Genomic DNA, 26,414 nt, shown 5'->3' with positions numbered 1-26,414 from the left:
CATGTGCGGCATCGTAGGCGGCATTGCGGAACGGAACGTGGTTCCGATTTTACTCGAAGGTTTACGGCGGCTGGAATACCGCGGCTACGATTCGGCCGGGATCGCGATCGTTGCCGGTCAGAACATCCGGCGGAAACGGGAAGTCGGCAAGGTCAAGGGATTGGCGGATTCGCTGGACGCCGATCCGATGTCCGGCACGCTCGGGATTGCGCATACGCGCTGGGCGACACACGGGAAGCCCTGTACCGAGAATGCGCACCCGCATGTCAGCCGCAACAAAGTCGCGGTCGTGCATAACGGCATTATCGAAAATCACGAAGATTTGCGTTGTGCGCAAAAGCGGAACGGCTACGAGTTCACTTCCGAAACCGATACCGAAGTTGTCGTGCACGAAATCAACCATGCGCTGGAAACCACAGGCGGGCTGCTGGATGCGGTCAAGCAGACGGTCAAAAAGCTCGAAGGGGCCTATGCGCTCGGCATCATCAGCACGGCCAGTCCGGAGCTTCTGATCGCCTGCCGCAAAGGCAGTCCTTTGGTGATCGGGGTCGGAATCGGCGAATATTTCATCGCCTCGGACGTGGCCGCCCTGCTGCCGGTCACCCAGCGCTTCATCTTTCTCGAAGACGGCGATATCGCCGCCCTCAAGACCGATCAACTGGTCATTTACGATGCGAAAGGCCATGTCGTCGAGCGTCCGATCAAGGAAAGCGGCCTGAAACCGGATGCGGTCGATAAAGGCAATTACCGGCACTATATGCTGAAGGAAATCTACGAACAGCCGTTCGCGATTTCGCAGACGCTGGAAGGCCGCTTCGTCAAGAACCGCCTGCAGGAAAACGCGTTCGGGCACAACGCCAATGAAATCTTCGACCGGATCAAATCGGTGCAGATTCTCGCCTGCGGAACCAGCTACCATGCAGGACTGGTCGCGCGCTACTGGTTCGAACGGTTCGCGCGCGTCCCTTGCGACATCGAAGTCGCCAGCGAATTCCGTTACCGTAATCCGGTGCTGGCGCCGGATACGCTGATCGTCACGATCTCGCAGTCGGGCGAAACCGCAGACACCCTGGCCGCGCTGCAGGAAGCGAAACGGCAGGGCGCCAAATACTCGGTCGCGATCTGCAACGTGCCGGAAAGCTCGCTGGTCCGGGAATCCGACTTGGCGCTGATGACCCGGGCCGGCCCGGAAATCGGGGTCGCCTCGACCAAGGCCTTCACGACCCAGCTGGTCACGCTGATGCTGCTGGTGATCGCCATCGGCCGCCGATTCCATCTGCCCAATGCGTTGGAAGAAAAAATCACCTCCGAACTGTTCGGCCTGCCCGGCAAGATCGAAAAAGCACTGGAATTGAACGACAAGGTGAAGGAATTGGCCGAGCAGTTCGCGGAGAAAGAGCACGCCTTGTTCCTCGGCCGGGGGACGCATTACCCGATTGCGATGGAAGGCGCGCTGAAGTTGAAGGAAATCTCCTACATCCATGCCGAAGCCTATCCGGCCGGTGAGTTGAAGCATGGTCCCCTGGCGCTGATCGACGCCGACATGCCGGTGATCACGGTAGCGCCGAACAACAGCCTGCTCGAAAAGTTGAAATCGAACATGCAGGAGGTCAGCGCCCGCGGCGGCCAATTGATCGTATTCAAAGACGAAAGGTTTAGCGCTTCGGATGACGGCAACGTGCAGTATATTGAAATCTCCCAGGTCGAAAACGAAGTTTCGCCGATCGTGTTTTCTATTCCGCTGCAGCTTCTGGCCTACCATGTTGCAGTATTGAAAGGCACCGATGTCGACCAGCCAAGAAACTTGGCGAAATCGGTGACGGTGGAATAACCGTTGCCTCGGTCCCTTCCGCATTGTTTCGTGATGATAAAGTCGTAAAAATCCATACCGACGAATTTAAAATCGTAAATTTTTTTGGTAAAGGAACTCAATATCCTCTGCATGAGCCGGTACGCTTGCTCATGCAACCCTCTGTACAGTTGCAGGGCCTCTGGGAAAAGTGTCGGTTTAGCCGACACTTTCAGAAAGAGGAATCGGGCTTCCGTGGGAGAGTTTCGGGACGTTACTTTTGGGCGTATCCTTAATGCGCATCATCCGTGTGCCATGCCGGCAGCATGTAAATGTCGTGGGGTTTTAAACCCATCTTTTTCAGCGTATCGATACTGGTTTTCCTGGTCATTTTATGCAAATCGATCACGGTAATCGAACCATCGTCCATTTCGGGCAGATTTAAAAAATTATTCTGCACGAACGCATATTTTTCATCGGGCGAAAAGACGACATGATGAGAGCCCGCGGCGGTTGGAATCGATTTCAGTAAAATAGGTTTTGCTATGGATTGGCCGCTGATGTCGAAAATATTCAAAGCGCCGGGCTTTGCGGTAGTGACGTATAACCGATCGTGTGCCCGGTTAAAGTAAATTTCCAAAGGAACGCCCTGCTTGATTGCCGAAAAGTCATAAATGGGCTGAAAATCAAACGTATCACTATTCGCCTGCCATGTCGCCCGCCATAATTTACCTTCGAACAGGGTATTGATATAAGCCAGCGGTGGGTTCGCATGCGGCACGAATACCGCTTCTACCGGCGCTGAACCCGACGGACTGGGTTGGTCGGACAATTTATGCGTGGAAAGTACCTTGCCGCTCGCCGCTTCGATGACGGTGACGGTTTCACCGGGATCTTTCAGGTCGGACGGACGCACGGTGCTGGTAACGATGAGCCGATTGATCTCTTCCTGCAGCCCAATGCCGTGCGGGTACCGAATAAAGGTGTCCGGGCCATTGGCGGCAATGACCTGTCTGACTTTATCCGTCCGCGCATCGCCGACAATCACGTTACTCGATCCCATACAGGTGAGATACCAGGTTTTTTGGTCCGCGGTGAACGCCATGTCTTCGCCGACTTCGCACTCAGGCACATCCAGTAATTTAATGGTGTACGGCGTGCGCTTCATGTCGATCACGCGCAAGGCGCCGTTGCCCAAGGCGGTGATATAGGCCTTGCTTAAATCTTTGTTATAAAAGAAATGATGGGAAACCGTATCCGGCGGCAGAGGCAGATCGGTTAAGATTTTGCCGAATTGCGGCGACTCAGGATCTACATCGAGGATCGCAATGCCTTCCCGGCGCGGGGTGCTGCCCGGCTTGCCGTCGTAGTTCACCATCGCCAATATTTCGGCATGGGCCATCGTTGAAGTCAGCAGCAGGCTGCACAAGGTCTTTATGAGTGTTTTCTGGATCATGGTCATGGCTCGGATTGAATGTCGAAATTTTAAAAATGCGCGTTTGCAAACCGCTACAAACGCGCTATTTAACTCGGTTAAACTTCCGCTGTTGCCGGTCGATGCCGATTTTCATCTGCGAAATTCGATTGCTCGAATCCCACTTTTTCAGCATGTTCTTTGACCGTCGTTTGACCTGGAAACAGAGACGCCATAGGCTTCAAGAAAGTCCAAGTCATTCGGGAAATCCTCTATTCCACGTAAATCACTATGCAGTGAGCGATCGACGCGGCTGCAAAATCTTGAAATAGCGGTAAAAAGAATTTGTACGGCCTCAAGAATCTCTTTTAGCCCGCCCTGAAGCATGAGCAAGGAGACGTCTTGATTGAGTAAATTTTCACGCTTGGTTTGTTTTTGAGTGAGCTTTTGCAGGCGATTAATATACGACCGGTCGTCTAAAATGTCAAAAAAAATTGGACCGGTCGTCTTTTTGTTTGGTTCGATTATCCCCGTTTTTAAGAGATAGGGATCGACGTTCAATTCTCGAAGTGGCCTTCTGGCAAACGCTAACTTTCGATTATCCCTACAATTCTTAATAACTATCTCTTGAACTTATTTCTGAATAATTCACGCTGAAGCTGACAACGGCTGGCAATTCCGTGGGCGTCGTCTTGCCTAAGGAAGCATTGGACAAGCTGCGCCTTGAAAAAGGCGATAGGGTATTTTTGACCGAATCGCCGGAAGGTTTTCGACTGACGCCCTATGATCCAGAATTCGAGAAACAAATGACCCTGGCGCGGCAGATCATGAAAAAGCGCCGTGATGTGCTGCACGAACTGGCGAAGTAATGCCGGTTGTTTGGGTCGAGGAATCCGTTGTTCTTGCTTTGCATGAGGAACACCTTGCAGAGCATGGCGGCGCGGTGGGGATTCGTGAGCGTGGCTTGTTGGAATCGGCGCTGTTTCGCCCTCGAAATTCAGCCAGTTACGATGACCCGGATTTGTCGGCGCCGGCTGCCGCCTATGGCTTTGATCTTACTCGTAATCATCCTTTTATTGACGGCAACAAACGAACAGCCTTTACGGTTACCGAGCTGTTTCTGGCTTTGAACGGTCAGAAATTGATGGCCGATGATCCGTCTTGCGTGGTTGCCATGTTAAGGCTTGCGGAAGGGCGTCTGTCCGAAACAGCATTTGCAGACTGGATTAGAGCCAATACGAAGCCGATGGAAATCACTTAAGTTCGAATATTACCTGACCGATATCATCGAAATGGCGGTCGCGGAACAGGCGGCGGTAGTGACGAGCCAGCCCGAAACCGAGGACGAAGCGCTCGGAACGAGCGACCGGAACCCGCTTAGCCATCTGGAGCGGGTGCATCGGAACGAACAGGCCAAGGCCCTGAGCTTCTGGCCTGCCATGTCGCGGTATTGAAAGGCACCGATGTCGACCAGCCAAGAAACTTGGCGAAATCGGTGGCGGTGGAATAAGCGGGGGGCTGCAAAGCCTGCACGATCCCCTTCTGTGATTTATGTTTTTCAGGTCACTACGGTTACTTTGAAAACTTTCGGGAGCGACGGCGATCGATCAACACATCACCGTTTTTATCGCGTTTAATGTCGACCGGCAAAACCGCTTCCAAGGTAACAAGAAAGCGTTCGAGATCGTTATTGTCGAAGACTCCGCCCAGAGGCAAAAAAGCCAATGACGGCTCCGCAAGCCGGAAATGCACGGGATGATAACGCTCCAATTTATTGAGGACTTCCGACAACGGCGTATTGCGGAAAATCAATTTGCCGGTATGCCAAGCCGTGAGCGCCTTGACATCGGCCGCTTCAGGTTCCGAAAGCACTGTCACGGCATTGTAGGTTATTGCCTGTCCGGCTAAGGTTTGGCGTTGATCGCCCGTGGCGGCCAATCGCAGATCAATGGCGCCTTCCAATACCGAAACGCGATTTTGCGAAGCGCCGACGACCACATCGAAACGGGTGCCGATATCGCGAATTCGTCCGCCTCCCGCCGTCACCTCGAAAGGCCGCAGTTTACCCGGAGCCACGCCGAACAAGGCTTCGCCGCGCAGTAGCGCTAAAGAACGGCCTCGCCAACTGTAATAGACGGCAAGCTCGCTGTCGGAATTAAGCTCGACGGAAGAACCATCGGCCAAGGTAATATTCCGCCTCTCGCCTTTCGCGGTACGAAAGACGCTATTGTCGGCAAGTGGCCAACCTTCCCAGGCACAAAGCCCGACGGCAAGCGCCATGCTGGCAGCAATCGCCAAGGCCAATCTTTGACTATGCCGCCATAAACGCCGATCTTTTTTACGCGCGGCCGCCAATTCGATGCTCGGGCAAGGCAAGCCCATCCATGCCGCCTCTATTTGCCGGTAGATTCGGCTATGATCGGGATCGGCCGCCAACCAACGCTCGAACGCCTGTCTCTCCTCTGCGCTAAACGCTCCGGATTGCTTGCTAACCAACCAAGCAATGGCCTGTCGGCGAACGGCATTGGAATCGGGTTGCTCTATCATAAATCTTTCATTATTCGGTAAACCGAGGTTCTGATGGTTGAAAGCCGCATAAACATACCGCTGTTTTATTCGAAAAATCAGTTGAATGCCAGGCATCCAAGCAAACCGGAACCCCGAAAGCGCCTCCGGAAAGACCGGTTATCGCTGTATCGGGCCAGTATACCGGCATAGCGGTCAAATATAAACTTCAGCCCGGCCTCTTATAAACTAACTTGTATTTGTACCCTTTTATAATTCGAGGCTGCTCAAGCAATGATCGAAGGCTTTCGTAATGTAACGCTTTACGGTTTTATCGGAAACCCCCATAAATTGCGCGATTTCCATATGAGATAAACCTTCGAAACGATTCAGCAAAAAGGCTTGCCGATGATCGGCGGGCAATTGCGCCAAAGCATCGCGAAACTTTCTTAGGCGTTCTGTTCCGCACAAAGTATCCTCCGGTCCCAGAATACTGGTAATCGTCTCTTCTTCGATTTCTTCATAATTGTCGCATTGGCGGTAGCTCTGTTTACGAACATGGTCGACGACCAAGTTGGCGGCTATTTTGAACAAAAACGCGCGCGGCTGAATAATGGCCGCCGATGATGAATAGGTTATCGCCCGTAGATAGACTTCCTGTACCAGATCCGGGGCATCCGATTCGCCAATCTTTCGGCAAAAGAATATTTCGAGATCGGACGAATAACGGTGAAACCAAGCCTGTAACATGTTGTGAGATATTTTTTCGGTCATGAAAAGGTCATCCTTTGTCGACATAACATCGTTACTAAATAAGCACGATATATGCCAATTATTTAATCCTTTATCTTCAATAGGTTGTATCTCTCTAAAAATTAAACTATGTTATATTTCGCGTATTCGGCGATATGCCCTATTTTCCGAATAACCCAAAAACAGACAGACCATTGTCACCGTTTTTTAATTACCAAAGAAAATCACGAAACCTGCGCCGAAAAGACCAATCGGCGACAATGAATAGCAATATAAGCGCGGCGATGCCGCCGCCGACGATCTGCGTTGGATCGAGAGCGGAAGATTGACTGCCGTAAACTATGCGCAAGGCTTCGCTGAGATAAGTGGTTGGTAGCAGCAGCGCGACGACATTCCAGGGGGATTCCAGCATCGCATAGCTGAAGAAAGTGCAGCCGAGAAACATCATCGGCATCAACAAAAATGCCAGAAAGTCTTGAGCCTTGGCTGGCGTTGACGGCAAGGTATAGCCGATGCAACACAATAATGCGAACGCCGCCGCGCCGTATAGCAGGCATAGCAATTCCGTCCACGGGGATACCGGCTGATAGCCTAAAAGCAGGTACAGTATCAGGCTGCCGATCAAACCCGCGAAGGTGGCTATCAGCACTGTTCCCGTCACCCAGGCTAACATTAGGGCGCGAAGGCTGAGGGGTGCCAGTAACCAACCTTCCATGCTGCGGAAATAGTAACCGCGCGAAAACAGGCCGCCGATACTGTTCAATGCCGTATTCATCACCAGCATGGCTATGATGCCCGGCCCTACGGTTAACGAATAACCGCTGCCCGATAAGGCTTGGCCGAGAATTTTGCCGAATACCAACAGATAAACAAAAGGCTGAAACACCATACGAAACAACGCGTAGCGCCAGTTTTCCAGACTTTCGGCCAAGGTTCTGGCGACAAACGCCCAAAATCCCGACGACATCATGCCGCTTCGTTTGCCGTAAGCGCATAAAAGCGGCTTTCCAGCGATTCGGCGCTATCCAGCGTCTGCAATCGACCTTGATGAATCAGCTCGACTCGGCCGCAAAGATGCTCGGCTTCCTGAAAGTGGTGAGTGGACAGCAATACCGTGCCGCCCTGATCGGCAAAGGCGCATATCCTGTCCCAAACCACGCTGCGCACCGACGGATCGAGCGCATTGGTCGGCTCGTCCAGGATCAACAGTTGCGGCTCGGTGATGAAGGCGCGCGCGATCATCACCTTACGCTTGTTGCCGCCGGATAGTTGATGGATGGACTGGTGGGCGGCGTGTTCCAACTGTAAAATGTGCAGCCATTCGGCGATGCGTGCCGAGGCTTGCCGGCGGGGAATCGAAAAATAACTGCAATGCCGTTGCAAATTGCCGAGCACGGTCAACGGTTGATCGAGATTGATATCTTGCGATACCACGCCCAAGCAGCGCTTGATGTGATGAAAGCCGTTCTTGGCTTCTATATCGAGTATCCTGAGCCGGCCGCGGCACGGTTGCAGTAAACCGCAGAGAATTTTCAGCAAGGTGGTCTTGCCGGCGCCGTTTTGCCCCAATAGACCGAATACCTCGCCGCGCCGAATCTGCAGATCGACACCCTCCAAAGCCAGATGGCCGTTAGGATAGCGTTTGATCAAGCGTTCGGCCGAAACGGCCCAATTTCCTGCTTGAGCTGCCATTAAAATTGCACTTCAATCTCGCCGCGCACCACCCGGCCGACATCGACTTGAAACAGGCTTTTCTGGAAGCGGTTGTCGGTCAGATTATTCAGCGCCAAGGTCAAATTCACGCCGTTGCCGGCCCATTGCAGTTTTTTGGTCAGCAGAAAATCCAGCGTGGCGTAGGCTTGGTTGTACCAGGCGTTGCCTGCGGCATCGCGGCGCAGATTGCGAAAATCCATATATTGCTCCGATTCGTGGTGTAGATTTAGCCGGGCGGTCAAATCCTTGATACCGGTATAGGTCAGTACCGCATTGATCCTGTGGCGCGGTTGGTAGGCCAGTTCGTTGCCGATGTAGGCGGCATCAAGGCTTTTGGTGATTTGCGTGGCCGTCAGGGTATAGTTGAAGCTCAGATTTAAGTCTTCGAGCAGACCTTGCTGTAGGCTGAATTCCAGACCTTGCGATTCCGATGCGCCGAGATTGACGGTTTGCTGGGTCGTCGGCGTACCGGCAGTCACCAGCCGCTCCATCTTGTCGGTCCAACGGGTATAAAACCAAGTCAGTTCCGCCTTCCCGCCCTGCCAAGCGGTTTCGAAACCGAAATCCAGCGTGGTCGATTGTTCGGGCCGCAAGCCGGGATTGGGCAGAATCAGATAATTCGGCCGGGTTTGCCGGTAATACAGAGTGACGGGGTCGGGCGGTACGAAACCGGTGGCGGCGGAGCCGCGCAAACTCAGCCAGGACAAAGCCTTCCAGGACAAAGCCAGTTTGGGGTTGAAGGCTTGTTTGAAGGCATCGGCCTCGTGTGTTTCCAGGCCGGCGTCGTAGATCGATATGCCGGAATAATCGTATTGATCGTAACGGCCGCTGACGTCCAGATGCCAATCGCCGAAAAAGTCCAGACCGTAACCGGCAAACAGCCCCATTCTATCCACCGTGCTTTTCATGCCGAACAATCGCCGGCCGCCGTCGGCCAGATTCTGTTCGATGCCAGCCTGATTGACGGCATACACCAAGCCGGCGTTGAAACCGCCGTATTCGCCCTGTACTTCCAGATTGAAATTTTTTTCGGTTTCCGGCCCCTGCATGTATAAGGCCAAATCACTCACATTGCCGCTATCGCGATAAACATCGGTGCGCAAATCCTCGTACATCAATTTGCCGCTCAGCTTTAAATTGCCGAAACGTATTTCCGAAAACAGCCGCGGCCGTAGCGTCGTGTATTCGTTGTAATAGTTCGGCCGACCGTAATTGCGGGTTTGTTCCAGATAATTGAGTTCGGCGCCGGCTGTCAGCCAGTCGTTGCGATAAGCAGCCTTGATGTCGCCACCGCGTTTGGCGAGCCAGGTAGCCTGAGTCTGCGCCAATGATGTCAGTGGGCTGTCGCCACGCTGGATCAGCCAACGGTTGGCGAGGCTGTCTTCGAAACTGGCGCGCAAATCGATGCCGTTTTGACCGCCGGAAGCGATGGCGCGGCTGTAATGGCTATCGACGCTGTCATAACCTTGCACCAAGCCCAGAGACATTTTCGGCTTGGCTTGCACGGTGGTGACGATGATCGCCCCACCCAAGGCATCGGCGCCGTAGCGGTTGGAGGCCGCACCGCGGACGATTTCGATACGAGCCACATCCTGCGGCTTGACCTTGTCCAGTTCGAACACCGAACCGCCGCGCGAAAAGCCATCGACATATAGCGCCACCTTGGGTACGCCGCGCAGACTCAAGGCACCGGAACTGTCACCGACGCCGCCGCGTTTGCGCAGCAATTCCATCAGGCTAGCCGGTTTCTCCCGCTCGATGTCCTCGGTGGTGATGACCTCCAGGCCGTTGTCGGCGAACAACACCGGCGCCGTCACGACCAGACACACGGCCGTCAAGCCTGCTCTCGTTAGATCCATCAAGGTTTGGCCAGCGTGTAATGCCGGTTCAGATAATCGACGATCAATTCGCGCTGTTCGTCCGCTATCGGCGCCTTGTTGAACTCGATCATCCGTTCCACGGTCGGCCGCCAGTCGGTACGCCGTTGGCCGGCCCTATCCACCCGATACCAACTATGGCAAGCCGTATGGCAATTTTGCTCGAAGGCCTTGGCGCCGGCATCGTCCGGATAGTTTAAAGGATGGCGAAGCACTGGATTCGCCGCCGCGACCGGTTGCGGCGGCGTTTTGGCAGCCATCAGGCTCAAGGCATCCTTGGGTTTCAATACGCAGGCGCTCAAGCCTTCGGCGGCATTTTTCGACCAGTTGGAGGGTACCGGCAGCGGGAAGCTTTGGATTTGGCCGCTGTCGGGATCGAGGCGGAACAGATCGTAGTTGAACAATACCGAGAACCAGACTTTGCCGTCGGCATCGACCGCCAAAGTTAAAGGCGATTCTTCTTCCGGCGGAATCGGATATTCGCGAATATGGCCTGTGCTGTCGATACGGCCGATCTTGTTGCCGCGCCATTCGGTAAACCACAGATTGCCGCGCGTATCGCTGGTCATCATCGACGATTGAGCGCCCGGCGTGGGTAAGTGATAGCGTTCGAAAGTTTTGTTGTGTTTGCGCCAAATATCGTCGCCGGTCGCCAGCCATAAATCGCCTTGCGCATCGACATGCAGCCGGGTAATAAAGGTCGTCATTTCGAGCGGGAGAGGCACCGCTTCGAATTGGCCGTTGCGAAAGGCGTACAAGCTTGGCAATGTATCGTCGTTGGCAATTAGCGATACCCAAACCGTCCCATCCCGGCCCACCGTCAGGCTGGGCACCTTGGCTTTGCGCGCTTGCAGCGCAAACGCCTGTTGTTCCAGTTGCGGATTGATTTTCACCAATTGCAACTCGCCTTCCTGACCGCAACAGGGGCCGGCCAAGGTCCAGACGTTGCCTTGCGCATCGACCGGCAATACGAAACGTCCCAGACTGCGACCGGGCAATTGAACATCGGCGAATAGTCGGTCGTTGCGCGAAAAACGGGTGAGCTTGTCGCTATTGAATGCCAACGACCAGACCGCATCGTGGCTATCATCCATGCCCAAGCCATAGAAACCGAAATCGAATTTGTAACTGAACCCGTCCTTGTCATCCCAGGTGTCGCGCTTGAGCACCGTCGGATTGGCGGCGGTGGTGGGCAGATATTCCTCGAAACGGCCGCTGGACGGCGTCAGTTTTCCCAGGCGTACATCTTCGTAATGAGCGATCCAGACGTCGCCGTTTTTATCCAACGCGATGCCGTCGGCGCCATAAACCGGGCCGCAGGCGGCCGAATTGGCAGGTTGCGAGGCCAAGATCAATAACGCTGCCATTAAGAAGCAATGAAGCGGAGTTTTCATGTCGGTTTTTCCTGTTTAATGAAAGTGGGCGGTAACGTTGGTAATGAAGCGCTGTTTACGCTTGGAATCGGCCATGATTTCGGCAAATTCGGTCAACAGGCTGTCGTAAACCGTTCGTTTCAAATGACAGAATCGTTGCGTGGGTTTAAAAATATCGCCTTCTCGCAGATGAGAAATAACATAGCAGTTGCCGCCGCACAGTTGGCGAGCCCAGCAATTGCTGCAATGCGGGTTTTTGTCTACCGGGGTATCCTTCAAGGTTTGATTTAATTCGGCGAAGTTGGCGTTGAGCGCTTGCGCATCGTTGACGTTGCCAATGCAAAATTCTTGGTAGCCGACGAAACGGTGACAAGGGTAGATGTCGCCGTCGGCAGCCACCGCTAACGTAGTTTGTCCGGCATTACACGGCCGAGGCCGGTATTGGTGGCCCAACAGCAGTTTGCATAAATTGCCGGTGTACTCGTTGAATTGCGGAACATCGCTGTCGGCTATCGAACGCAGGCTTTCCAGATTAATTTCGGCGATTTGATCGACCAATATGCCGTGCTCGGCATCGGTCAACCCGAGTTCATGGCTGTCGGCGACATCGACAGTACTCAAACCCACGCCACCCTTGCCGGCCAGTGCACTGTTATGGCGATAAATTTCCTTCAGGCGACCGTAACTGTTTTTGGTCATGATGGTGCGTATCGTATAGCGGGAGCCTTGCTGTTGAAGCTCACCGATAGTTTTTAGGGTTTTTTCGTAAGGCGAAAAATTTCCCAGTCCTGGACGCTGCGCGTCGTTGATGTCTTTAGGGCCGTCCAGACTGACGGTTAATGTGTCGATATTCGAGGCAATAAAAGCGGCAATCTTGTCGCTCCATACTGTGCCGTTGGTCGTCATGTTGAAGACCATCCTGATGCCGTGCGGCTGGGTCTTGGCCTTGCAACGGTCGATGATTCTTTGCATCAGCGGTAGATTTAGCAAGGGTTCGCCGCCGAAAAAATTGATCAGATAGCCCGGATTACGGTCAGAGATGAATTTGTCGATGAAATTGTCGGCGGTGCGTTCGTCCATCACCATCTTACCTTTACGATACTCGCCGCCATCGCCGTAGCAATAGGTGCAAGCAAGATTGCATTCTTGGCTAACGAACAGATAAAAATTGGTCAGACGTGTACTGTCGCCCAGCATGTTGGTTCTAGAACCGAGATCGGTAGGCAATGCCGAGCGCAAAGTTTGAGTTAAATGATCGTGTTCGAGCGCAGATAGGTCTCCCAAAAGCCGTTTGCCGGTCTCCAAAGCGGAAAATGTCGTTGCGATATCGAGCGGAAGCTCGAACAGCTTGGCCGACGGTCCGTGGAAACCAACCGGGCCGATTTTGGTATCCAGTACGTGAAATTCCTTTAACAAATTTTCCATCGATAAACTCCTGAATGTTTTAGGGTCGTATATGAAGAGATCGGGAAACCCTAAGGCTTCCCGATCGATTGCTAAGCTGGGATTAGTGTGTGCAATCTACGTCGCACATAGGTCCGGTACAGCACATTGCTGACTGGCCACGGTTGCCAATCACTGCACTCAGATCGTCGATTTTGATTTCATTTAGCATGGTTGATACCTCGTTGTTTAATGGCAAAAACCCTTGCGGGCGATATGCAAGCCACACCATCCCTGGGCCGGCTTGCCGGACTGCCGGCGACAACCGACGTCCCTTTTATCCGGGCATCTTAATTCCCGGACATGACGCTACCGTCCTGGTAGCGGCGGGCATCGGCGTAAAACTTTCGATGCCCTATTCACTACGCTAAAACTCTAAGCCGAGCCTAATGAATCCGACCCGAGGTTCGTTGTAAAAACCCTTGCTGCGCATTTCGTATTGGCGATCGAAAATGTTGTTGATGCCGGCGGTAACGTCCAGCGTTTTCTTGTTGCCTATCGGGTGACGGTAAGTGGCGTTGATGTCGGCCACGACGTAGGATGGCAGCTTGTAAGCAGCCTGATTGGTGCTGTCGCCGCTGATGAATTGGTTGTCGACGTAACGACCTTCCAAGCGGCCGCTAAATTGCGACGACTCGAACACCAATCCGAACGAAGCCTTATGTTCCGGAACGTTGGGTAACTGGTAACCGTTTTGCGGCAAGCCCAACGCGGTGGGCGCCAGATCGGCCGCCGTGCGGGCGATGGTATGGGTGTAATTGGTAAACAGGCTTAACTGATCGGTCAGTCGTTGCGTTAGCTCCAGTTCGGCGCCATAGGTTTGTACCTTGGCGAGATTTTGCGACTGGATCATGGTTTTGCTGCCCACCCGGTAGCGCGATACCAAGATGTAATTGCTGATGTCGTTGTAAAAGCCGGTGGCGGCGACATGCAGGCCGAACGGTGTATCGATGTCTATGCCCAGATCATAGCTATCCGAGGTTTCCGGTTGCAGGCCGGTATTAGGCAAACGTTCGACAAAAACGCTACTGGCGCCGCCAACCATGGAACCGGGATCGGGTGCCCGGAAGCCAGTGCCTATGCTACCGTGCATCGCCAGCAAGTCGTTGAATTTGTACCGAATGCCGCCGCGCGGATTAAAGGTTTCAAAGGAGCTTTGATTATGTCGCTGGGTACTCGGCGTGGTGATTGACGCATCCATGTCGTAATCGAACCAGTCGTAGCGGCCACCCATGGACACGAACAGGCGCTTGTCCAATTCCAATTCGTATTGCAAATAAAGGCCGTGGTTGACGATGTTGGCCTTGCGGTTGTCCCGTTCGGCGCCGGTCAAGGTGGTGACATCGCGAACCTTAGTCCAATCCTGGGCGGCGTTATAACCGAACAATAAGGTATGACCGTCCACCGGCGTCCAGCGGCCGCGAATCTCGCCAGTCAGCTTTTGAGCATCTTCGTGTAGCGTGACATCGGGTTGGATATTCGTGATAGTAAAAGGATAAAAGAAAGTATCCCAAGTCAAATCAGCAACATGGCTGCGGTGGCTGACGGTCGTCGTTACATCGAAACGGTCGGAAAACTCATGCTTGAAATCCAGACTGTACTGACCGTAACTACCGTTCTGCGGGGTATGGGGACGGTCGAAGGACAGCGTCGATTCGTCCATGTAGTTGAAAGCAAAATTGACTTTGTCGCGGTCGGACAGTTTGTAGCCTAATTTACCTCCCAACATGGTTCTGTCCCAGGCGCCCTTCTGTTGAGAAAGCGTGGTCGTCATCGTGTTGCCCGGATAAAAAGATAGCGTCGGTGAAGCTTTATAGCCATCCGAATTCAAATGTTTGAAATTCAGTTGATAGGTAAAGGCATCCAGGGTGCCGCCGGTCGAGATGCCGCCGCCATAAGTCGGCAAGCTGTCGAACACGAAGAACGGCCGGGTAACGCTTTTTTCTTCCGGCGCATCTTTAGTAATGACGTTGACTACGCCGCCCATCGCATTGGGACCGTATAGCGCGGAACCGGCACCACGTACCACTTCCAGACGTTCGATGTTGTCCCAATCGATAGTCTGCAGCGTATTTTGGTTACCGATGCCGATATCGAGGAATTCCGCGTATTGACCATTGACCAATACCGACGAACGTCGGGAGCCGGTGCCGCGAATATTCAGCGTCGATATGCCGGAACTACCGGAACGGGCGATGTCGATACCGGCCGAGCGAGTCAGCAAATCGCCGCTATCGCGGCTATACATGTTTTCGATTTGTTTGGCCTCGACGGTCGCCACGGTGGCCGGCACCTCGGAAATATCGCGCTCGGTCTTGGTGGCGGTAACGAAGACTTCGTCGAGTTGGGCCGCGCTAGGGGCGCCGCCGGGCGTGCTTTTTTTGATAGTAACGGTGCCGGGATCGACGAATTGATAATTCAAATTCGAACCGGCCAGGAGTTTGTCCAATATTTGTCGCGGCGAATAGTGCCCGGAAACGCCGGGTGAAGTTTTACCGGCAATGGCCTCGGCCGGATACAGGATTTGCAAGTTGGTCTGACGGCCTAATTGTTCCAGCGCGGAAGACAGCGATTGGGCGGGAATGTCTATCGCCACTGTTTCCGCTGCTTGAATCAGTGGGCTGGCCAGCAAACCGGCGATTAACGGCAAGGCATGTTTTTTCATATTTAAGGGGTCCGTGGTGGTTTACCTCCTTAAAGACGTATCAACATTCTTAAACTGGACAAAAATTATGGTTTTTTATCGCTGTTGGCGACGATTGAAAACTGATCGCTTAATTGATCTTTTTTATCAGCATGTTACAAAAACAGTGAATCATGAGCTTCTTTGCTTTAAGAAAACGCTGGATAAGTCCTCTCTCCCTTTGGGCATAGGTACCTTCGCATTCTTTATACAGCGTTTTATCGTCGTTTCTCGGCGCTGTTCTATTCTTCTTTGGTGGAATCACAGAGTCCTAAGGCGGATTTCGGTCAGCCGTTCGAACGGCCCGTCCGCGTTTTAATCGTGGGAAGAGGTGTCCGCATGCCCGTTAGCCATAAGGTCGCCCCGTAAAGCAGCAAGCCGATGCCTATCCACTCCAAAAGCCGCAGAACCCTTTTGCCCGAACTTGCGTCTAGCCAGTCGTTCGGATCGGTTTGACTGTATAAAGCCGCCGACATTACGCCGGTGGCGAGCCCAATGCGCACTAAAAAAAGCCTCCAGCCGGTGGCCGGCAGATAAATACGCTCGCGCCGCAGTTTGACGAGCAGCAGGGCGGCATTGAGGAGAGCGCCAAGCGACGTCGCCAGCGCCAGCCCCGCATGCGCGTAAGGGATCGCGAGTATGTTCAGGAGCAAACTCGCGATCATCGCATAAATGCTGTAGCGGACCGGGGTTTTGATATCCATCCGCGCGGTAAACGCCGGGGCGAGCACTTTGATCAGGATGAAGCCCAGCAGGCCCGCCGCATAAGCCTTGAGGCTTTTTCCGGCGAAATGCACGTCATCGGCGCCGAAAGCCTCGTACTGGAACAGCGTGGACAGCAGCGGTTCGGCCAGTACGATCAGGCCCATCGTCGCCGGCAATCCGATCAGCAAGACCAGACGCAGGCCCCAGTCCAGCGCGGCGGAAAACGCGGCGGGGTCGCCGGCGGCATGGGTTTTCGATAGATTCGGCAGAATCACGGTCGAGACCGCGATGCCCAATATGCCGAGCGGAAACTCGACCAGCCGGTCGGAATAATACAGCCAGGACACGCTGCCGGCAGCCAATAGCGAGGCGATCAGCGTATCGAACAGCAGGTTGATCTGGGTGACCGAGACGCTGAACATCGCCGGCAGCATCAGCCCGATCACTTTTTTGACGCCGGGGTCGGCAAAGCCCGGGCGAAAGCGCGGCAGCAGCCCCAAACGGACCAGCGCGGGCAGTTGGAACGCCAGCTGCACGATGCCCGCCGCGAACACGCCCCAGGCCAGCGCGGTGACCGGTTCGTCCAGCCGCGGCGCGAGTTCGAGCGCGGCGGCGATCATCGCGATATTCAGCCAGACCGGCGTCAAGGCGGGCAGCGCGAACTTGCCGTGCGCGTTCAAAACCGCCCCGGCAAACGCAGTCAGAGAGATGAAAAACAAATAAGGCAGGCTGATCCGCAGCAACTGCGAGGCCAGCTCGTGCCGGGCGCTTTGCCAGGCGAAACCCGGCGCGATTCCCATGATCAGCAGCGGGGCGGCGATGACCCCGGCGGCAGTGATCAGAAACAGAATTAGCGCCAGCGTGCCGGCGGTTTTATCGATAAATCCCTTTAATTCGGCCGGGCCGTGATGTTCCTTATAATCGGTCAACACCGGCACGAACGCATGCGCGAAGGCGCCTTCGGCGAACAGGCGGCGCAGGAAGTTCGGTAGTTTGAAGGCGGCAAAAAAAGCGTCCGTAGCGGGATCGGCTCCGAAAAGGCGGGCGATCAGCATGTCTCTGACGAAACCGAGCAGCCGGGAGATCAGGGTCATGGCGCCGACCAGCGCGGTCGATTTGAGGAGTTGTCCGTTCAAGAACAATTCGAAAAAAAGTTAAATTCTTGACAATCATAACATTTATCAGCATAATGACCAGTCTTTTAACTTACCTTGATACTTTTGCACGAGTCGAGACACTATGGCTAATACAGCACAAGCTAAAAAGCGCGCGAAGCAAGCGGAAAAAAGCCGTGTTCGCAACGCAGGACAACGCAGCAACTTGCGTACTTTCATCAAAAAAGTGATTGCCGCCGTTAACGCGGGCGACAAGGAAAAAGCGCAAGCCGCTTACAATACTGCGGTGCCTGTCATTGATTCTGCCGTGAACAAAGGTCTGATCCATAAAAACAAGGCCGCCCGCAGCAAAAGCCGGTTGAACGCAAAAGTCAAAGCGCTCGCGTAATTCCTTACGCAGATAAAGTAGCAAGGCGATAGCTTCCAAAAGGGCCGAACTCTTCGAGTTTCGGCCTTTTTTGTTTCCGGAGGATTGCGGCTATGTGTATGGATGTGTAGGGCGGATAAGCGAAGCGCATCCGCCGCTCTCTTTGCCAGAAGGGCGGTTTGGGGGGTTAAATCAACACCATATTGTCGCGGTGAATCATTTCCGCGTCGTCAGCATAGCCGAGAATCCTTTCAAAGTCCGCGCTGTTCTTGCCGGCGATCAGTTCGGCTTCCGCTTTGCCGTAATTGGCCAGTCCGCGCGCGATTTCCATGCCTTCTTCGTCGACGCATGAAACCAGTTCGCCGCGTTCGAAACGTCCCGACACCGATTTGACGCCGGCTGCCAAGAGGCTTTTGCCGTTGGTCTTCAAGACTTTCACCGCGCCCGGATCGAGCACCAGTTGGCCCTTGATTTGCAGCTGGCCGGCCAGCCAGCGTTTCCGGGCGACCAAAGGTTCCAGATCCGGCACGAAATAGGTGCCGATGTTTTTGCCTTCCATCACGCGGCTGATCACCTGTTCGGCGGCGCCGGGCGCAATCACCGTCGCGGTGCCCGAGCGCGAAGCGAGACGGGCTGCGCGGACCTTCGTATACATGCCGCCGCGTCCCAGGCCGCTGCGGCTTGCGCCGGCCATCCGGTCAAGGGTCGGGTCGTTCGCGCGGATTTCGGAAACCAGGGTGGCGTCCGGGTAAACGGTCGGGTCGCCGGTAAACAGGCCCTGCTGGTCGGTCAGGATGATCAGAAGTTCGGCTTCGACCAGATTCGCGACCAGCGCGGCCAGCGTATCGTTGTCGCCAAAGCGGATTTCTTCGGTCGCGACCGTGTCGTTTTCGTTGATCACCGGCACGGCGCCGAAATCGAGCAGGGTCAACAACGTGCTGCGCGCGTTCAAATAGCGGCGGCGGTCGGAGAGATCGTCGTGGGTCAGGAGGACCTGGGCGGCATGCAGTCCGTGCTGCTGGAAATTGTCGTCGAACACGCGCACCAGGCCCATTTGGCCGACCGCGGCCGAAGCCTGCAGTTCGTGAAGCGTTTTCGGGCGGGTTTTCAGTCCGAGGCGGCACATGCCTTCGGCGACCGAGCCGGAGGAGACCAGGATCACGTCGATGTCTTGTTTGCGGAGTCCCGCCATTTGGGCAACCCAGCCGGCGATAGCGGTTTGGTCGAGGCCCTTGCCGCCTTTGGTCAGCAGCGAGCTGCCGATTTTGACGACGACGCGTTTTACATGCGAAAAATCATTCCTCTTCACTGTCGTCTTTCCGCCGCCGTTCTTCTAAAAAGTCCATGATCGAAAACATCAGTTCGCGGGTGCCTTCGCCGCTGGTGGCCGAAATTTTGTAGACCGGCCCGTCCCAGTCCAATGCCTTGACGATCGTATCGCAGTGTGCGTCGACTTCGTCGGGCGGCACGATGTCGATCTTGTTCAGCACCAGCCAGCGCGGTTTGTCCGCCAGGTCGTCGCTCCACTGTTCGATTTCGTGGATGATTTTTTTGGCGGAAGTGACCGGATCGTCGCTGCTCTCGTAGGGCGCGATGTCGATCACATGCAGTAGCAGGCCGGTCCGCGACAGATGTTTCAGGAATTGCAGGCCGAGTCCTGCGCCTTCGGCCGCGCCTTCGATGACGCCCGGAATGTCCGCGATCACGAAGCTCTTCATCTCGTCGATCCGGACCACGCCGAGATTTGGGTGCAGGGTGGTGAAAGGATAATCGGCGACCTTCGGGCGGGCGGACGAGACGGCGCGGATCAGGCTCGACTTGCCTGCGTTCGGCATGCCGAGCAGGCCGACGTCCGCAATCAGGGTCATTTCGAGCAGCAGGTTGCGGTGTTCGCCCGGCGTGCCTTTGCTGGCTTTGTGCGGAGCGCGGTTGGTGCTGCTTTTGAAGCGGGTATTGCCGAGGCCATGAAAGCCGCCCTTTGCGACCAGCAAGGTCTCGCCCACCGCGAGCAGTTCGCCCATCACTTCGTCGGTATCCGCATCGCTGACGCGCGTGCCGAGCGGGACGGGGACATAGCAGTCTTCCCCTTTTCGGCCGGTGCAGTTGCGCGCCATGCCGTTCTGGCCGCGTTCGGCCCGATGCACGGCGTGATAGCGGAAATCGGCCAGCGTGTTGACGTTTTCGGCCGCGATCAGATAAACGCTGCCGCCGTCGCCGCCGTCGCCGCCGTCCGGGCCGCCCATCGGAATGTATTTTTCGCGCCGGAAGCCGATGACGCCGTTGCCGCCATCGCCCGCTTCCACGCGTATTTCTGCTTCGTCAACAAACTTCATTGATCAACTCTGCCGTGCAGGTTTGCAATCGTTTAAAACAAAAAAAGCCCCGCGATGAATTGGCGGAGCTTTTTTGGGGAGTTCCGGGCTGCTAAGCGCAAATCCCGAAGCATAACTTACGGAGTTGCCCTGGATTTCGGTTTTGGCTTAGGCAGCAACGACGCTGACGAATTTACGGCCTTTGTCGCCTTTAACCTGAAATACGACTTTGCCGTCTGCCGTTGCAAACAGGGTATGATCCTTGCCGAGGCCTACGTTGTCGCCGGCATGGAAATGCGTGCCACGCTGGCGCACGATGATGTTGCCGGCTTTGACGACTTCGCCGCCGAAGCGCTTGACGCCTAATCTTTTCGCGTTCGAGTCGCGACCGTTCCGAGTACTACCACCCGCTTTCTTATGAGCCACAATGCACCTCTTTGAGAATTATGCGGAAATACCGGTGATCCGGACTTCCGTGTAATATTGGCGATGGCCCATTTGTTTCATATGGTGCTTACGCCGTCTGAATTTAATGATTTTGATCTTTTTGTGGCGGCCTTGCGACAATACGGTCGCGGAAACTTTGCCGCCTTCGATGAAAGGCGCGCCGACTTTGACTGCATCGCCGGATCCGACCAGCAGAACCTTATCGAATTCAACGCTGTCGCCAGTACCGAGTTCCAGTTTTTCTATTTTCAAGGTCGTACCTTCGGCCACCCGGTACTGTTTACCACCCGTTTGAATTACCGCATACATCAGAGTAAGCTCCGTCAAGCATTTACTGTAAAAAGTGAACAGACTATTATATTCGCATTTAACGGCTCGTCAACCAAAATCTGGCCGGGCCGTGAGTGATCCTTATTAAGATAACATAAAAAAGCTATTGACATCAATAGACCTTATTCAATACGATGGGGGAATTTGCTGTTCATCGGGAAATCTCGGACAGCGTAGCGTCAAAATGCAGCGGATTTGCAGCTTTACGATCAAAAATAACTCCCCAATTCTCATACCGATTAGCATGGCATTGCAAACACATACCGCCCCGAGTCCGATGGCGCCGATCGATTTCGAATCGATCAAGAGTCTAACGAAAACCGAAGCCAGAGCCGTCGACCAACTGATCATCAACGAGTTGAGCTCGGATGTCGTGCTGATCAATCAAATGGGCCACTATATCGTCGGCAACGGCGGCAAGCGGCTCAGGCCGATGCTGCTGCTACTCGCGGCGAAGGCGCTCGGCGAGGCGACCGACAGGCATCTGATTCTGGCCGCGGTGATCGAGTTCATCCATACGGCGACCTTGCTGCATGACGACGTGGTCGACGAGTCCGACCTGCGCCGCGGCAAGGAATCGGCCAATGCGGTGTGGGGCAATGCGGCCAGCGTATTGGTCGGCGATTATCTGTATTCCCGTGCATTCGAGATGATGGTGCGCACCGGCAACATGCGGGTGATGGAAATTCTCTCGAAAACCACCACGCTGATTGCGGAAGGCGAGGTGTTGCAGTTGCTGAACTGTAATAATCCCGAAACGACCGAAACCAAATACCTCGAAGTGATCTCCCGCAAGACAGCGATCTTGTTCAGTGCGGCGACCCGCCTCGGGGCGGTGATTTCGGGGGCTTCTCCTGCAACCGAGGAAGGGCTCGCGAAATACGGCCAGCATTTGGGCATTGCGTTTCAGTTGATCGACGACGCGCTCGATTACAAGGCCAACCAGGACGAACTCGGCAAGAATCTGGGCGACGACCTGGCCGAAGGCAAGCCGACCTTGCCATTGATCCATGCGATTCAGAACGGCAGCGAAAGCGATGCGAAAATCGTGATCGATGCGATCCGGAACGGCAAGCGCGAATTGTTCAACGAAGTCTACGCGGTCGTACAGCGCACGCAGGCGATCGCATATACCGAAAAGCGCGCCGACGAAGAAGCCGAAAAAGCGATCGAAGCGCTGGATGTGTTGTCCGAATCCGACTACAAAGACGCCCTGATTCAACTGGCGAAGTTTTCAGTACAGCGGAATTATTGACCAGAATGCCGCAAATCTGCTGTGATGAATTTTTTTGCGACGCTTCACCTCCCCCTTTGAAAAAGGGGGATCGAGGGGATTTATCTAAAATCTCCCCTAACCCCTCTTTTTCAAAGAGGGGAATACTCCTTATCTTATAACCTTACTCAATAATCGGAACTCACATGCCGCAAATTACGATTGAACACAACCCCAGCGAAGAACGCCTGCAAGAATTGGGCGTCGCCGATTGGGCAATCTGGGAAAAAGAAGTCTCCCGCTTTCCGATCGACTTCGACGAAACCGAAACCGCGTATATTCTGGAAGGCGAGATTCTGGTCACGCCGGAAGGCGGCGAGCCGGTGCGGATATTGCCGGGCGACCTGGTGGTGTTTCCGGCGGGCCTGAACAGCCAGTGGGAAGTGGTCAAGCCCTTGCGCAAGCATTACAGCTACGATTAATCCTGAATCCGCGCCACCCGGTCATTTTCGAAATGGACGACAAACCGGTCGAACCGCGAACTCCAGTAAGTCCACTGATTCATGCTTAAATTCGGCGTTTCGGTAATCGGCGGATAGCCGATTGCCGCAATCACCGCTTTCTTGCTCATCGATTTCGCGGCTTTTCCGGCCAGAATGTTTTCCTGTTCCAGCTTCGAAAAGCGCGACAGATCCAGCTTGTTTTTGCCGAATAGCTTGGCGAACGCGCGGGCCGTGCTGTCGCCGGTATGCTTTTCCACGTTGACCACCCGCAGTTTGTCATGCGACGGGAGGATTTCCACGAAAATCTCGTCCGATGTGATGTCTTCCAGCCGGACCGGAGTATTCACGGGGACCAGAATGCCGCGCCGGTAATTGGTCGTCAAATGCCGGCCTTTTTCATACTGAAACGATACCTGTGCGTAATAGGTTTCTCCGGTGCCGATGCCTGACGAGGCTTGGTCCAGTTTTTTGGCGCAGCCGAACAGCGCGAGCAGGGCGAACACGATAAAACTCCGGCGAAAACACATTTTCATAGTCATTCCTTCAAGCTGTAAAAAAATATAACGGTAAGCGGCAGGCGTTGCGTCCGTTCGGCGACCCCGGCTGGATTCCGGTCATACCTTACGAGTCTTGCCATGACGATGCAATGATCTCGGGAAAAAATAATTTGACAATAACGTTGAGTTTCTCTAAATTCTGTTTAAACAGAAATAGGAGAATTTCGATGCGGCTGACGAATGCGATGGAACGGTTCATTTTACACTGGGGAGAAATGGGCACGCGTTGGGGCGTTAACCGCTCCGTGGCCCAGATCCATGCGCTGCTTTATTTGTCGCCCAAGCCGCTGAATGCCGAAGAAATTGCCGAGACGCTGGTGCTGGCGCGCTCGAATGTGTCCACCAGCCTGAAAGAGCTGCTGGGTATCGGGTTGATCAAAGTCACGCATCTGGAGGTCGGCGACCGGCGCGATTATTTCGAGTCGGTCAAGGACGTGCAGGAAATGTTCAATATCGTGGTCGAGGGACGCAGGAAACGCGAGGTCGATCCCACCCTTTCGCTGCTGCGCGACCTGAGCATCGAGGCCGATGCGGATACCGAAACCGATCCGGAAGTCAAGAAACGCATTGCCGACATGCTGGATTTTCTGGAAGTGATGACGCACTGGTACGACCAGTTGAGAAAACTGCCCAACAACACGTTGATGCAGTTGGTCAGGCTGGGGGATTCGGTGGTCAAATTGCTGCCGTTTTCCAAAAAATCATAGGGCGTGGTCATTCTCATGGTCGTGTTTTGTGCATTGATTTCTCTTATTTCAGAAATAAGGATAAATATAAAATGAATATCCTGCTCACTGGCGCGACAGGCTTTATCGGCGGCCACCTGCTGCGCATTTTGCTGGCGGAAAATCATCGCGTGACCGTGGTTTGCCGCCGCTCCGAAAGGCTGCTTCGGCAGTTTCCGGAAGTGCGGCCGATCGTGCTGGATTTTGCGGACGCGACCCGTAGCGGCGATTGGCTGCCGTATTTGCAGGATATCGATGCGGTGGTCAATGCGGCCGGACTGATCAAAGAGTCCTCCGGTACGAGCTTCGAAGCCGTGCATCACTTGGCGCCCGCAGCCTTGTTTAGCGCCTGTGTGCAAAGGGGCGTCAAAAAAGTCGTGCAGATTTCCGCTCTAGGTGCGGCGCTCGATGCGGAAACCCTCTATTTCACCAGCAAGGCGAAAGCGGATGCCCATCTGCAGTCGCTCGATCTGGACTGGTTCATCTTCAGGCCGTCGATCGTGTTCGGGAAGGGTGCCAAAAGCATGGGATTGCTGGCGGCAATGGCGGCGTTGCCGATTACGCCGCTGCCGGGCGGCGGCGAACAGAACCTGCAACCCGTCGATATTGACGATATATCGCGGGCGGTGGTGCTGGCGCTGAAACCCGAAACTCCATCACGCAGGGTCATTGATGCGGTAGGGCCGCAACCGATCCCTTTTGCGGCGCTGCTGGGGCTATTGGCCGATTATTCGGGTAGGCGTTTGAAACCCGTCCCGATGTCCGGCATCTGGCTCGACAGGCTGTTGCCGTTGACAGCGGTATTGGATGAGCCGATTCTGAACAGGCAAAGCCTGGCGATGCTGCGGCGCGGCAATACCGCCAATCCCGATCCGTTTGCGGCGTTTATCGGCCGCCGTCCAGCCAGGCTGGAACGGTTTCTGAGGGCGACGCCCGTTTCGCAGGCCGAACGCTGGCATGCGCGGCTGTATTTTTTGCGTCCTTTATTGACGCTGAGCATCGCGCTAGTCTGGCTGTGGACCGGCTGGATATCCGCTTTCGTTTTCCCGACCGACGAAAGTTACCGGATGCTGAGCCGCGTCGGAATCGAAGGTGGCCTGGCGCCCCTCGTCCTTTACGGGGCGTCACTGGCCGATTTCGCCATGGGTCTGGCATTACTGATGCGTTGGCGGCTGCGGCGGGTAGTGGCGGCGCAAGTCGCGATCATGCTGATTTACATGGCAGTGATCAGCGTTTTTCTGCCGGAGTTCTGGCTGCATCCTTTCGGACCGTTAACCAAAAATCTGCCGCTGCTGGCGGCGACCCTGATCATGTTAATTCTTGAAGAGGAGAAACCGTGAGTTATCTGACCCTGAAAAGTTTGCATATCTTCAGCCTGGTGCTGCTGTTCGGCACCGGCCTCGGCAGCGCCTTCTACAAATTCATGGCTGATTTGCACGGCGATGTGCGGGCGATCTATACGACCAACAGGCATGTGGTGCTCGCCGACTGGTGGTTTACCACGCCGACAGTACTGATCCAGCCGATTACCGGTTATTACCTGCTGCAGCAGTTGCCTTTTTCGCTCACTACGCCCTGGCTGCTGGTTTCGGTCATGCTGTATCTGTTGGCCGGCGCCTGCTGGCTGCCGGTCGTCTTTCTGCAAATCCGGATGCGCGAACTGTCCAGGCAGGCGGTGGAGCAAAATACCGGACTGACCGGGGAATATTTCCGCTGCGCGCGCCTCTGGTTCTGGCTGGGCGTGCCGGCGTTTGCCGCGATGATTTTGATCGTGATGCTGATGGTCCTTAAACCGGCTTTGTGGGGATAATATGTCTTCAAATAGGGCTTTAATGCAAAGGGTGCTGGGTGAAGAATGGGAGGCTCTGCCGCTGGCGATTCGGAGCCATTACGCTATTTCCGATCTGCAGGAAAGCACGCTCGTGACCGGCAGCATGACCATCGATTATCCGGACTGGTTAAGGCCGGCGCTGAAGCTGCTGCGATTGGGCAAAGCGCTGGTCGATCTGAAAGGCGGACCGATGACCGTGGAGGTCAAGAAATGGCGGGGTGAAGATAGTTCGGTGTTGTGTTGGCATCGTCATGTTCGGGCGGACGACGGGCGGCGCTGCGTGTTTCCTTCGCGGATGGTCAGCCGGCGGGCGCATGAATTGGTCGAATATGTCGGAATGGGCTTCGGAATTCGTCTAAGGGTTCACGTCGAAGAAGGCCGGCTCGTTTACCGCAGCAACGGGCATTTGCTGAAGCTCGGGCCGATCACGCTGCCCATTCCGGACAGCCTGTTGCTTGGACGGGCGGTGATCAGCGAAGAGGCTTTGTCGGACGACTCGTTCCTGCTGCGGTTTGAGATCGAGCATCCGCTGTGGGGCAGGACGTACAGCTACGGGGGAGTTTTCAAGATAATCCGAGGCTAAGCTAAGGCTGTGGTTAAAAATACCCTCCCGGCATGTCGCCCGATCGTTCCTATCGCTGCGTGCGTCATGAGACACCTCGTAGGGTGACAACGGTGTAGAGCTGTAGGGTACGCTGTGCGTACCATGGATATGGGAAGGGGTGAAAAAATATGAGAAGGAGTGAAAAGGTACGCACA

Annotated in this window: 27 protein-coding genes; 11 read left to right on the top strand and 16 right to left on the bottom strand. The window is 54.7% G+C overall.

Annotated elements, in window-relative coordinates; translation table 11 throughout:
- Position 1: 1 nt before the first annotated feature.
- Positions 2-1,831, top strand: a complete 1,830-nt coding sequence (glmS, locus tag CC94_RS0105730; protein WP_005374750.1) for a glutamine--fructose-6-phosphate transaminase (isomerizing) — start codon at positions 2-4, stop codon at positions 1,829-1,831.
- 250 nt (positions 1,832-2,081) lie between these two features.
- Here the strand turns inward: glmS and CC94_RS0105725 are convergent, their stop codons facing one another.
- Positions 2,082-3,245 (bottom strand): YncE family protein, encoded by a 1,164-nt coding sequence (locus tag CC94_RS0105725; RefSeq protein WP_031430122.1) that lies wholly within the window; start codon positions 3,243-3,245, stop codon positions 2,082-2,084.
- A 147-nt stretch (positions 3,246-3,392) separates the two neighbouring features.
- Positions 3,393-3,764 (bottom strand): hypothetical protein, encoded by a 372-nt coding sequence (locus CC94_RS24225; protein WP_031430120.1) that lies wholly within the window; start codon positions 3,762-3,764, stop codon positions 3,393-3,395.
- A gap of 92 nt (positions 3,765-3,856) precedes the next feature.
- On the opposite strand from CC94_RS24225, the gene CC94_RS0105710 reads away from it, so the two are divergent.
- Genes CC94_RS0105710 through CC94_RS25010 form a run of 3 tightly spaced genes read left to right on the top strand, consistent with a single transcriptional unit; the run spans position 3,857 to position 4,657 of the window.
- Positions 3,857-4,072, top strand: a complete 216-nt coding sequence (locus tag CC94_RS0105710) for an AbrB/MazE/SpoVT family DNA-binding domain-containing protein (RefSeq protein ID WP_031430118.1) — start codon at positions 3,857-3,859, stop codon at positions 4,070-4,072.
- Complete coding sequence (locus CC94_RS0105705; RefSeq protein ID WP_005374743.1) at positions 4,072-4,464, top strand: type II toxin-antitoxin system death-on-curing family toxin; 393 nt, start codon at positions 4,072-4,074, stop codon at positions 4,462-4,464. The genes CC94_RS0105710 and CC94_RS0105705 overlap by 1 nt, the downstream gene beginning before the upstream one ends.
- 58 nt (positions 4,465-4,522) lie before the next feature.
- A complete protein-coding gene (locus CC94_RS25010; RefSeq protein ID WP_281023971.1) occupies positions 4,523-4,657 on the top strand; it encodes a hypothetical protein in 135 nt (44 codons plus the stop codon).
- A gap of 118 nt (positions 4,658-4,775) precedes the next feature.
- On the opposite strand, the gene CC94_RS0105695 is transcribed toward CC94_RS25010, so the two are convergent.
- The 9 genes from CC94_RS0105695 to murJ form a co-directional block, all read right to left on the bottom strand.
- Positions 4,776-5,750 carry a FecR family protein gene (locus tag CC94_RS0105695; RefSeq protein ID WP_031430117.1) on the bottom strand — a complete coding sequence of 325 codons (975 nt, stop codon included), beginning with the start codon at positions 5,748-5,750 and terminating at the stop codon, positions 4,776-4,778.
- Positions 5,751-5,978: 228 nt separating this feature from the next.
- A complete protein-coding gene (locus tag CC94_RS0105690; protein WP_031430115.1) occupies positions 5,979-6,482 on the bottom strand; it encodes an RNA polymerase sigma factor in 504 nt (167 codons plus the stop codon).
- Positions 6,483-6,672: 190 nt separating this feature from the next.
- Positions 6,673-7,431, bottom strand: coding sequence for an ABC transporter permease (locus CC94_RS0105685; protein WP_031430114.1), 759 nt, complete (start codon positions 7,429-7,431; stop codon positions 6,673-6,675).
- Positions 7,428-8,153, bottom strand: a complete 726-nt coding sequence (locus CC94_RS0105680) for an ABC transporter ATP-binding protein (RefSeq protein ID WP_031430113.1) — start codon at positions 8,151-8,153, stop codon at positions 7,428-7,430. The genes CC94_RS0105685 and CC94_RS0105680 overlap by 4 nt, the downstream gene beginning before the upstream one ends.
- Positions 8,153-10,033 carry a TonB-dependent receptor gene (locus CC94_RS0105675; RefSeq protein WP_031430112.1) on the bottom strand — a complete coding sequence of 627 codons (1,881 nt, stop codon included), beginning with the start codon at positions 10,031-10,033 and terminating at the stop codon, positions 8,153-8,155. The genes CC94_RS0105680 and CC94_RS0105675 overlap by 1 nt, the downstream gene beginning before the upstream one ends.
- Complete coding sequence (locus tag CC94_RS0105670) at positions 10,033-11,445, bottom strand: Vgb family protein (RefSeq protein ID WP_031430111.1); 1,413 nt, start codon at positions 11,443-11,445, stop codon at positions 10,033-10,035. The genes CC94_RS0105675 and CC94_RS0105670 overlap by 1 nt, the downstream gene beginning before the upstream one ends.
- 15 nt (positions 11,446-11,460) lie before the next feature.
- A complete protein-coding gene (locus tag CC94_RS0105665; protein WP_031430110.1) occupies positions 11,461-12,849 on the bottom strand; it encodes a radical SAM/SPASM domain-containing protein in 1,389 nt (462 codons plus the stop codon).
- Positions 12,850-13,234: 385 nt separating this feature from the next.
- Positions 13,235-15,532, bottom strand: coding sequence for a TonB-dependent receptor (locus CC94_RS0105660; protein WP_031430109.1), 2,298 nt, complete (start codon positions 15,530-15,532; stop codon positions 13,235-13,237).
- 305 nt (positions 15,533-15,837) lie between these two features.
- Positions 15,838-17,391 (bottom strand): murein biosynthesis integral membrane protein MurJ, encoded by a 1,554-nt coding sequence (murJ, locus tag CC94_RS0105655; protein ID WP_031430107.1) that lies wholly within the window; start codon positions 17,389-17,391, stop codon positions 15,838-15,840.
- 103 nt (positions 17,392-17,494) lie between these two features.
- On the opposite strand from murJ, the gene rpsT reads away from it, so the two are divergent.
- Positions 17,495-17,758 (top strand): 30S ribosomal protein S20, encoded by a 264-nt coding sequence (rpsT, locus tag CC94_RS0105650; protein ID WP_005374724.1) that lies wholly within the window; start codon positions 17,495-17,497, stop codon positions 17,756-17,758.
- Between the two features lie 166 nt (positions 17,759-17,924).
- Here rpsT and proB read toward each other — a convergent pair whose 3' ends face one another.
- The 4 genes from proB to rplU form a co-directional block, all read right to left on the bottom strand.
- Complete coding sequence (proB, locus tag CC94_RS0105645) at positions 17,925-19,046, bottom strand: glutamate 5-kinase (protein ID WP_031430106.1); 1,122 nt, start codon at positions 19,044-19,046, stop codon at positions 17,925-17,927.
- Positions 19,033-20,070 (bottom strand): Obg family GTPase CgtA, encoded by a 1,038-nt coding sequence (gene cgtA / locus CC94_RS0105640; RefSeq protein WP_031430105.1) that lies wholly within the window; start codon positions 20,068-20,070, stop codon positions 19,033-19,035. The genes proB and cgtA overlap by 14 nt, the downstream gene beginning before the upstream one ends.
- 147 nt (positions 20,071-20,217) lie before the next feature.
- The gene (rpmA, locus tag CC94_RS0105635) at positions 20,218-20,475 is read right to left on the bottom strand and encodes a 50S ribosomal protein L27 (protein ID WP_005374711.1); all 258 of its coding nucleotides are present in this window, start codon (positions 20,473-20,475) and stop codon (positions 20,218-20,220) included.
- 18 nt (positions 20,476-20,493) lie between these two features.
- The gene (gene rplU, locus CC94_RS0105630; RefSeq protein WP_005374709.1) at positions 20,494-20,805 is read right to left on the bottom strand and encodes a 50S ribosomal protein L21; all 312 of its coding nucleotides are present in this window, start codon (positions 20,803-20,805) and stop codon (positions 20,494-20,496) included.
- 265 nt (positions 20,806-21,070) lie between these two features.
- On the opposite strand from rplU, the gene ispB reads away from it, so the two are divergent.
- Both ispB and CC94_RS0105620 read left to right on the top strand, forming a co-directional pair.
- Positions 21,071-22,081, top strand: a complete 1,011-nt coding sequence (gene ispB, locus CC94_RS0105625) for an octaprenyl diphosphate synthase (RefSeq protein WP_031430104.1) — start codon at positions 21,071-21,073, stop codon at positions 22,079-22,081.
- A 164-nt stretch (positions 22,082-22,245) separates the two neighbouring features.
- Positions 22,246-22,521 carry a cupin domain-containing protein gene (locus tag CC94_RS0105620; RefSeq protein ID WP_005374705.1) on the top strand — a complete coding sequence of 92 codons (276 nt, stop codon included), beginning with the start codon at positions 22,246-22,248 and terminating at the stop codon, positions 22,519-22,521.
- On the opposite strand, the gene CC94_RS0105615 is transcribed toward CC94_RS0105620, so the two are convergent.
- On the bottom strand, positions 22,518-23,075 hold the full coding sequence (locus tag CC94_RS0105615) for a hypothetical protein (protein WP_031430103.1): 558 nt from the start codon (positions 23,073-23,075) through the stop codon (positions 22,518-22,520). The genes CC94_RS0105620 and CC94_RS0105615 overlap by 4 nt on opposite strands.
- Before the next feature lie 191 nt (positions 23,076-23,266).
- On the opposite strand from CC94_RS0105615, the gene CC94_RS0105610 reads away from it, so the two are divergent.
- The 4 genes from CC94_RS0105610 (at position 23,267) to CC94_RS0105595 (ending at position 26,238) form a co-directional block, all read left to right on the top strand.
- The gene (locus CC94_RS0105610) at positions 23,267-23,806 is read left to right on the top strand and encodes a GbsR/MarR family transcriptional regulator (RefSeq protein WP_031430101.1); all 540 of its coding nucleotides are present in this window, start codon (positions 23,267-23,269) and stop codon (positions 23,804-23,806) included.
- A 71-nt stretch (positions 23,807-23,877) separates the two neighbouring features.
- Complete coding sequence (locus tag CC94_RS0105605; RefSeq protein ID WP_031430100.1) at positions 23,878-25,164, top strand: SDR family oxidoreductase; 1,287 nt, start codon at positions 23,878-23,880, stop codon at positions 25,162-25,164.
- Positions 25,161-25,634 carry a DUF2269 family protein gene (locus CC94_RS0105600; RefSeq protein ID WP_031430099.1) on the top strand — a complete coding sequence of 158 codons (474 nt, stop codon included), beginning with the start codon at positions 25,161-25,163 and terminating at the stop codon, positions 25,632-25,634. Before CC94_RS0105605 ends, CC94_RS0105600 begins: the two co-directional genes overlap by 4 nt.
- Before the next feature lie 22 nt (positions 25,635-25,656).
- A complete protein-coding gene (locus CC94_RS0105595; protein WP_031430098.1) occupies positions 25,657-26,238 on the top strand; it encodes a DUF4166 domain-containing protein in 582 nt (193 codons plus the stop codon).
- Positions 26,239-26,414 lie beyond the last annotated feature (176 nt).

Origin of the sequence: Methylomicrobium agile (assembly GCF_000733855.1) — a bacterium.
Taxonomy (GTDB): Bacteria; Pseudomonadota; Gammaproteobacteria; order Methylococcales; family Methylomonadaceae; genus Methylomicrobium; species Methylomicrobium agile.
The sequence above is the reverse complement of the archived record's forward strand: the minus strand, read 5'-3'. Positions and strand labels throughout refer to the sequence as shown.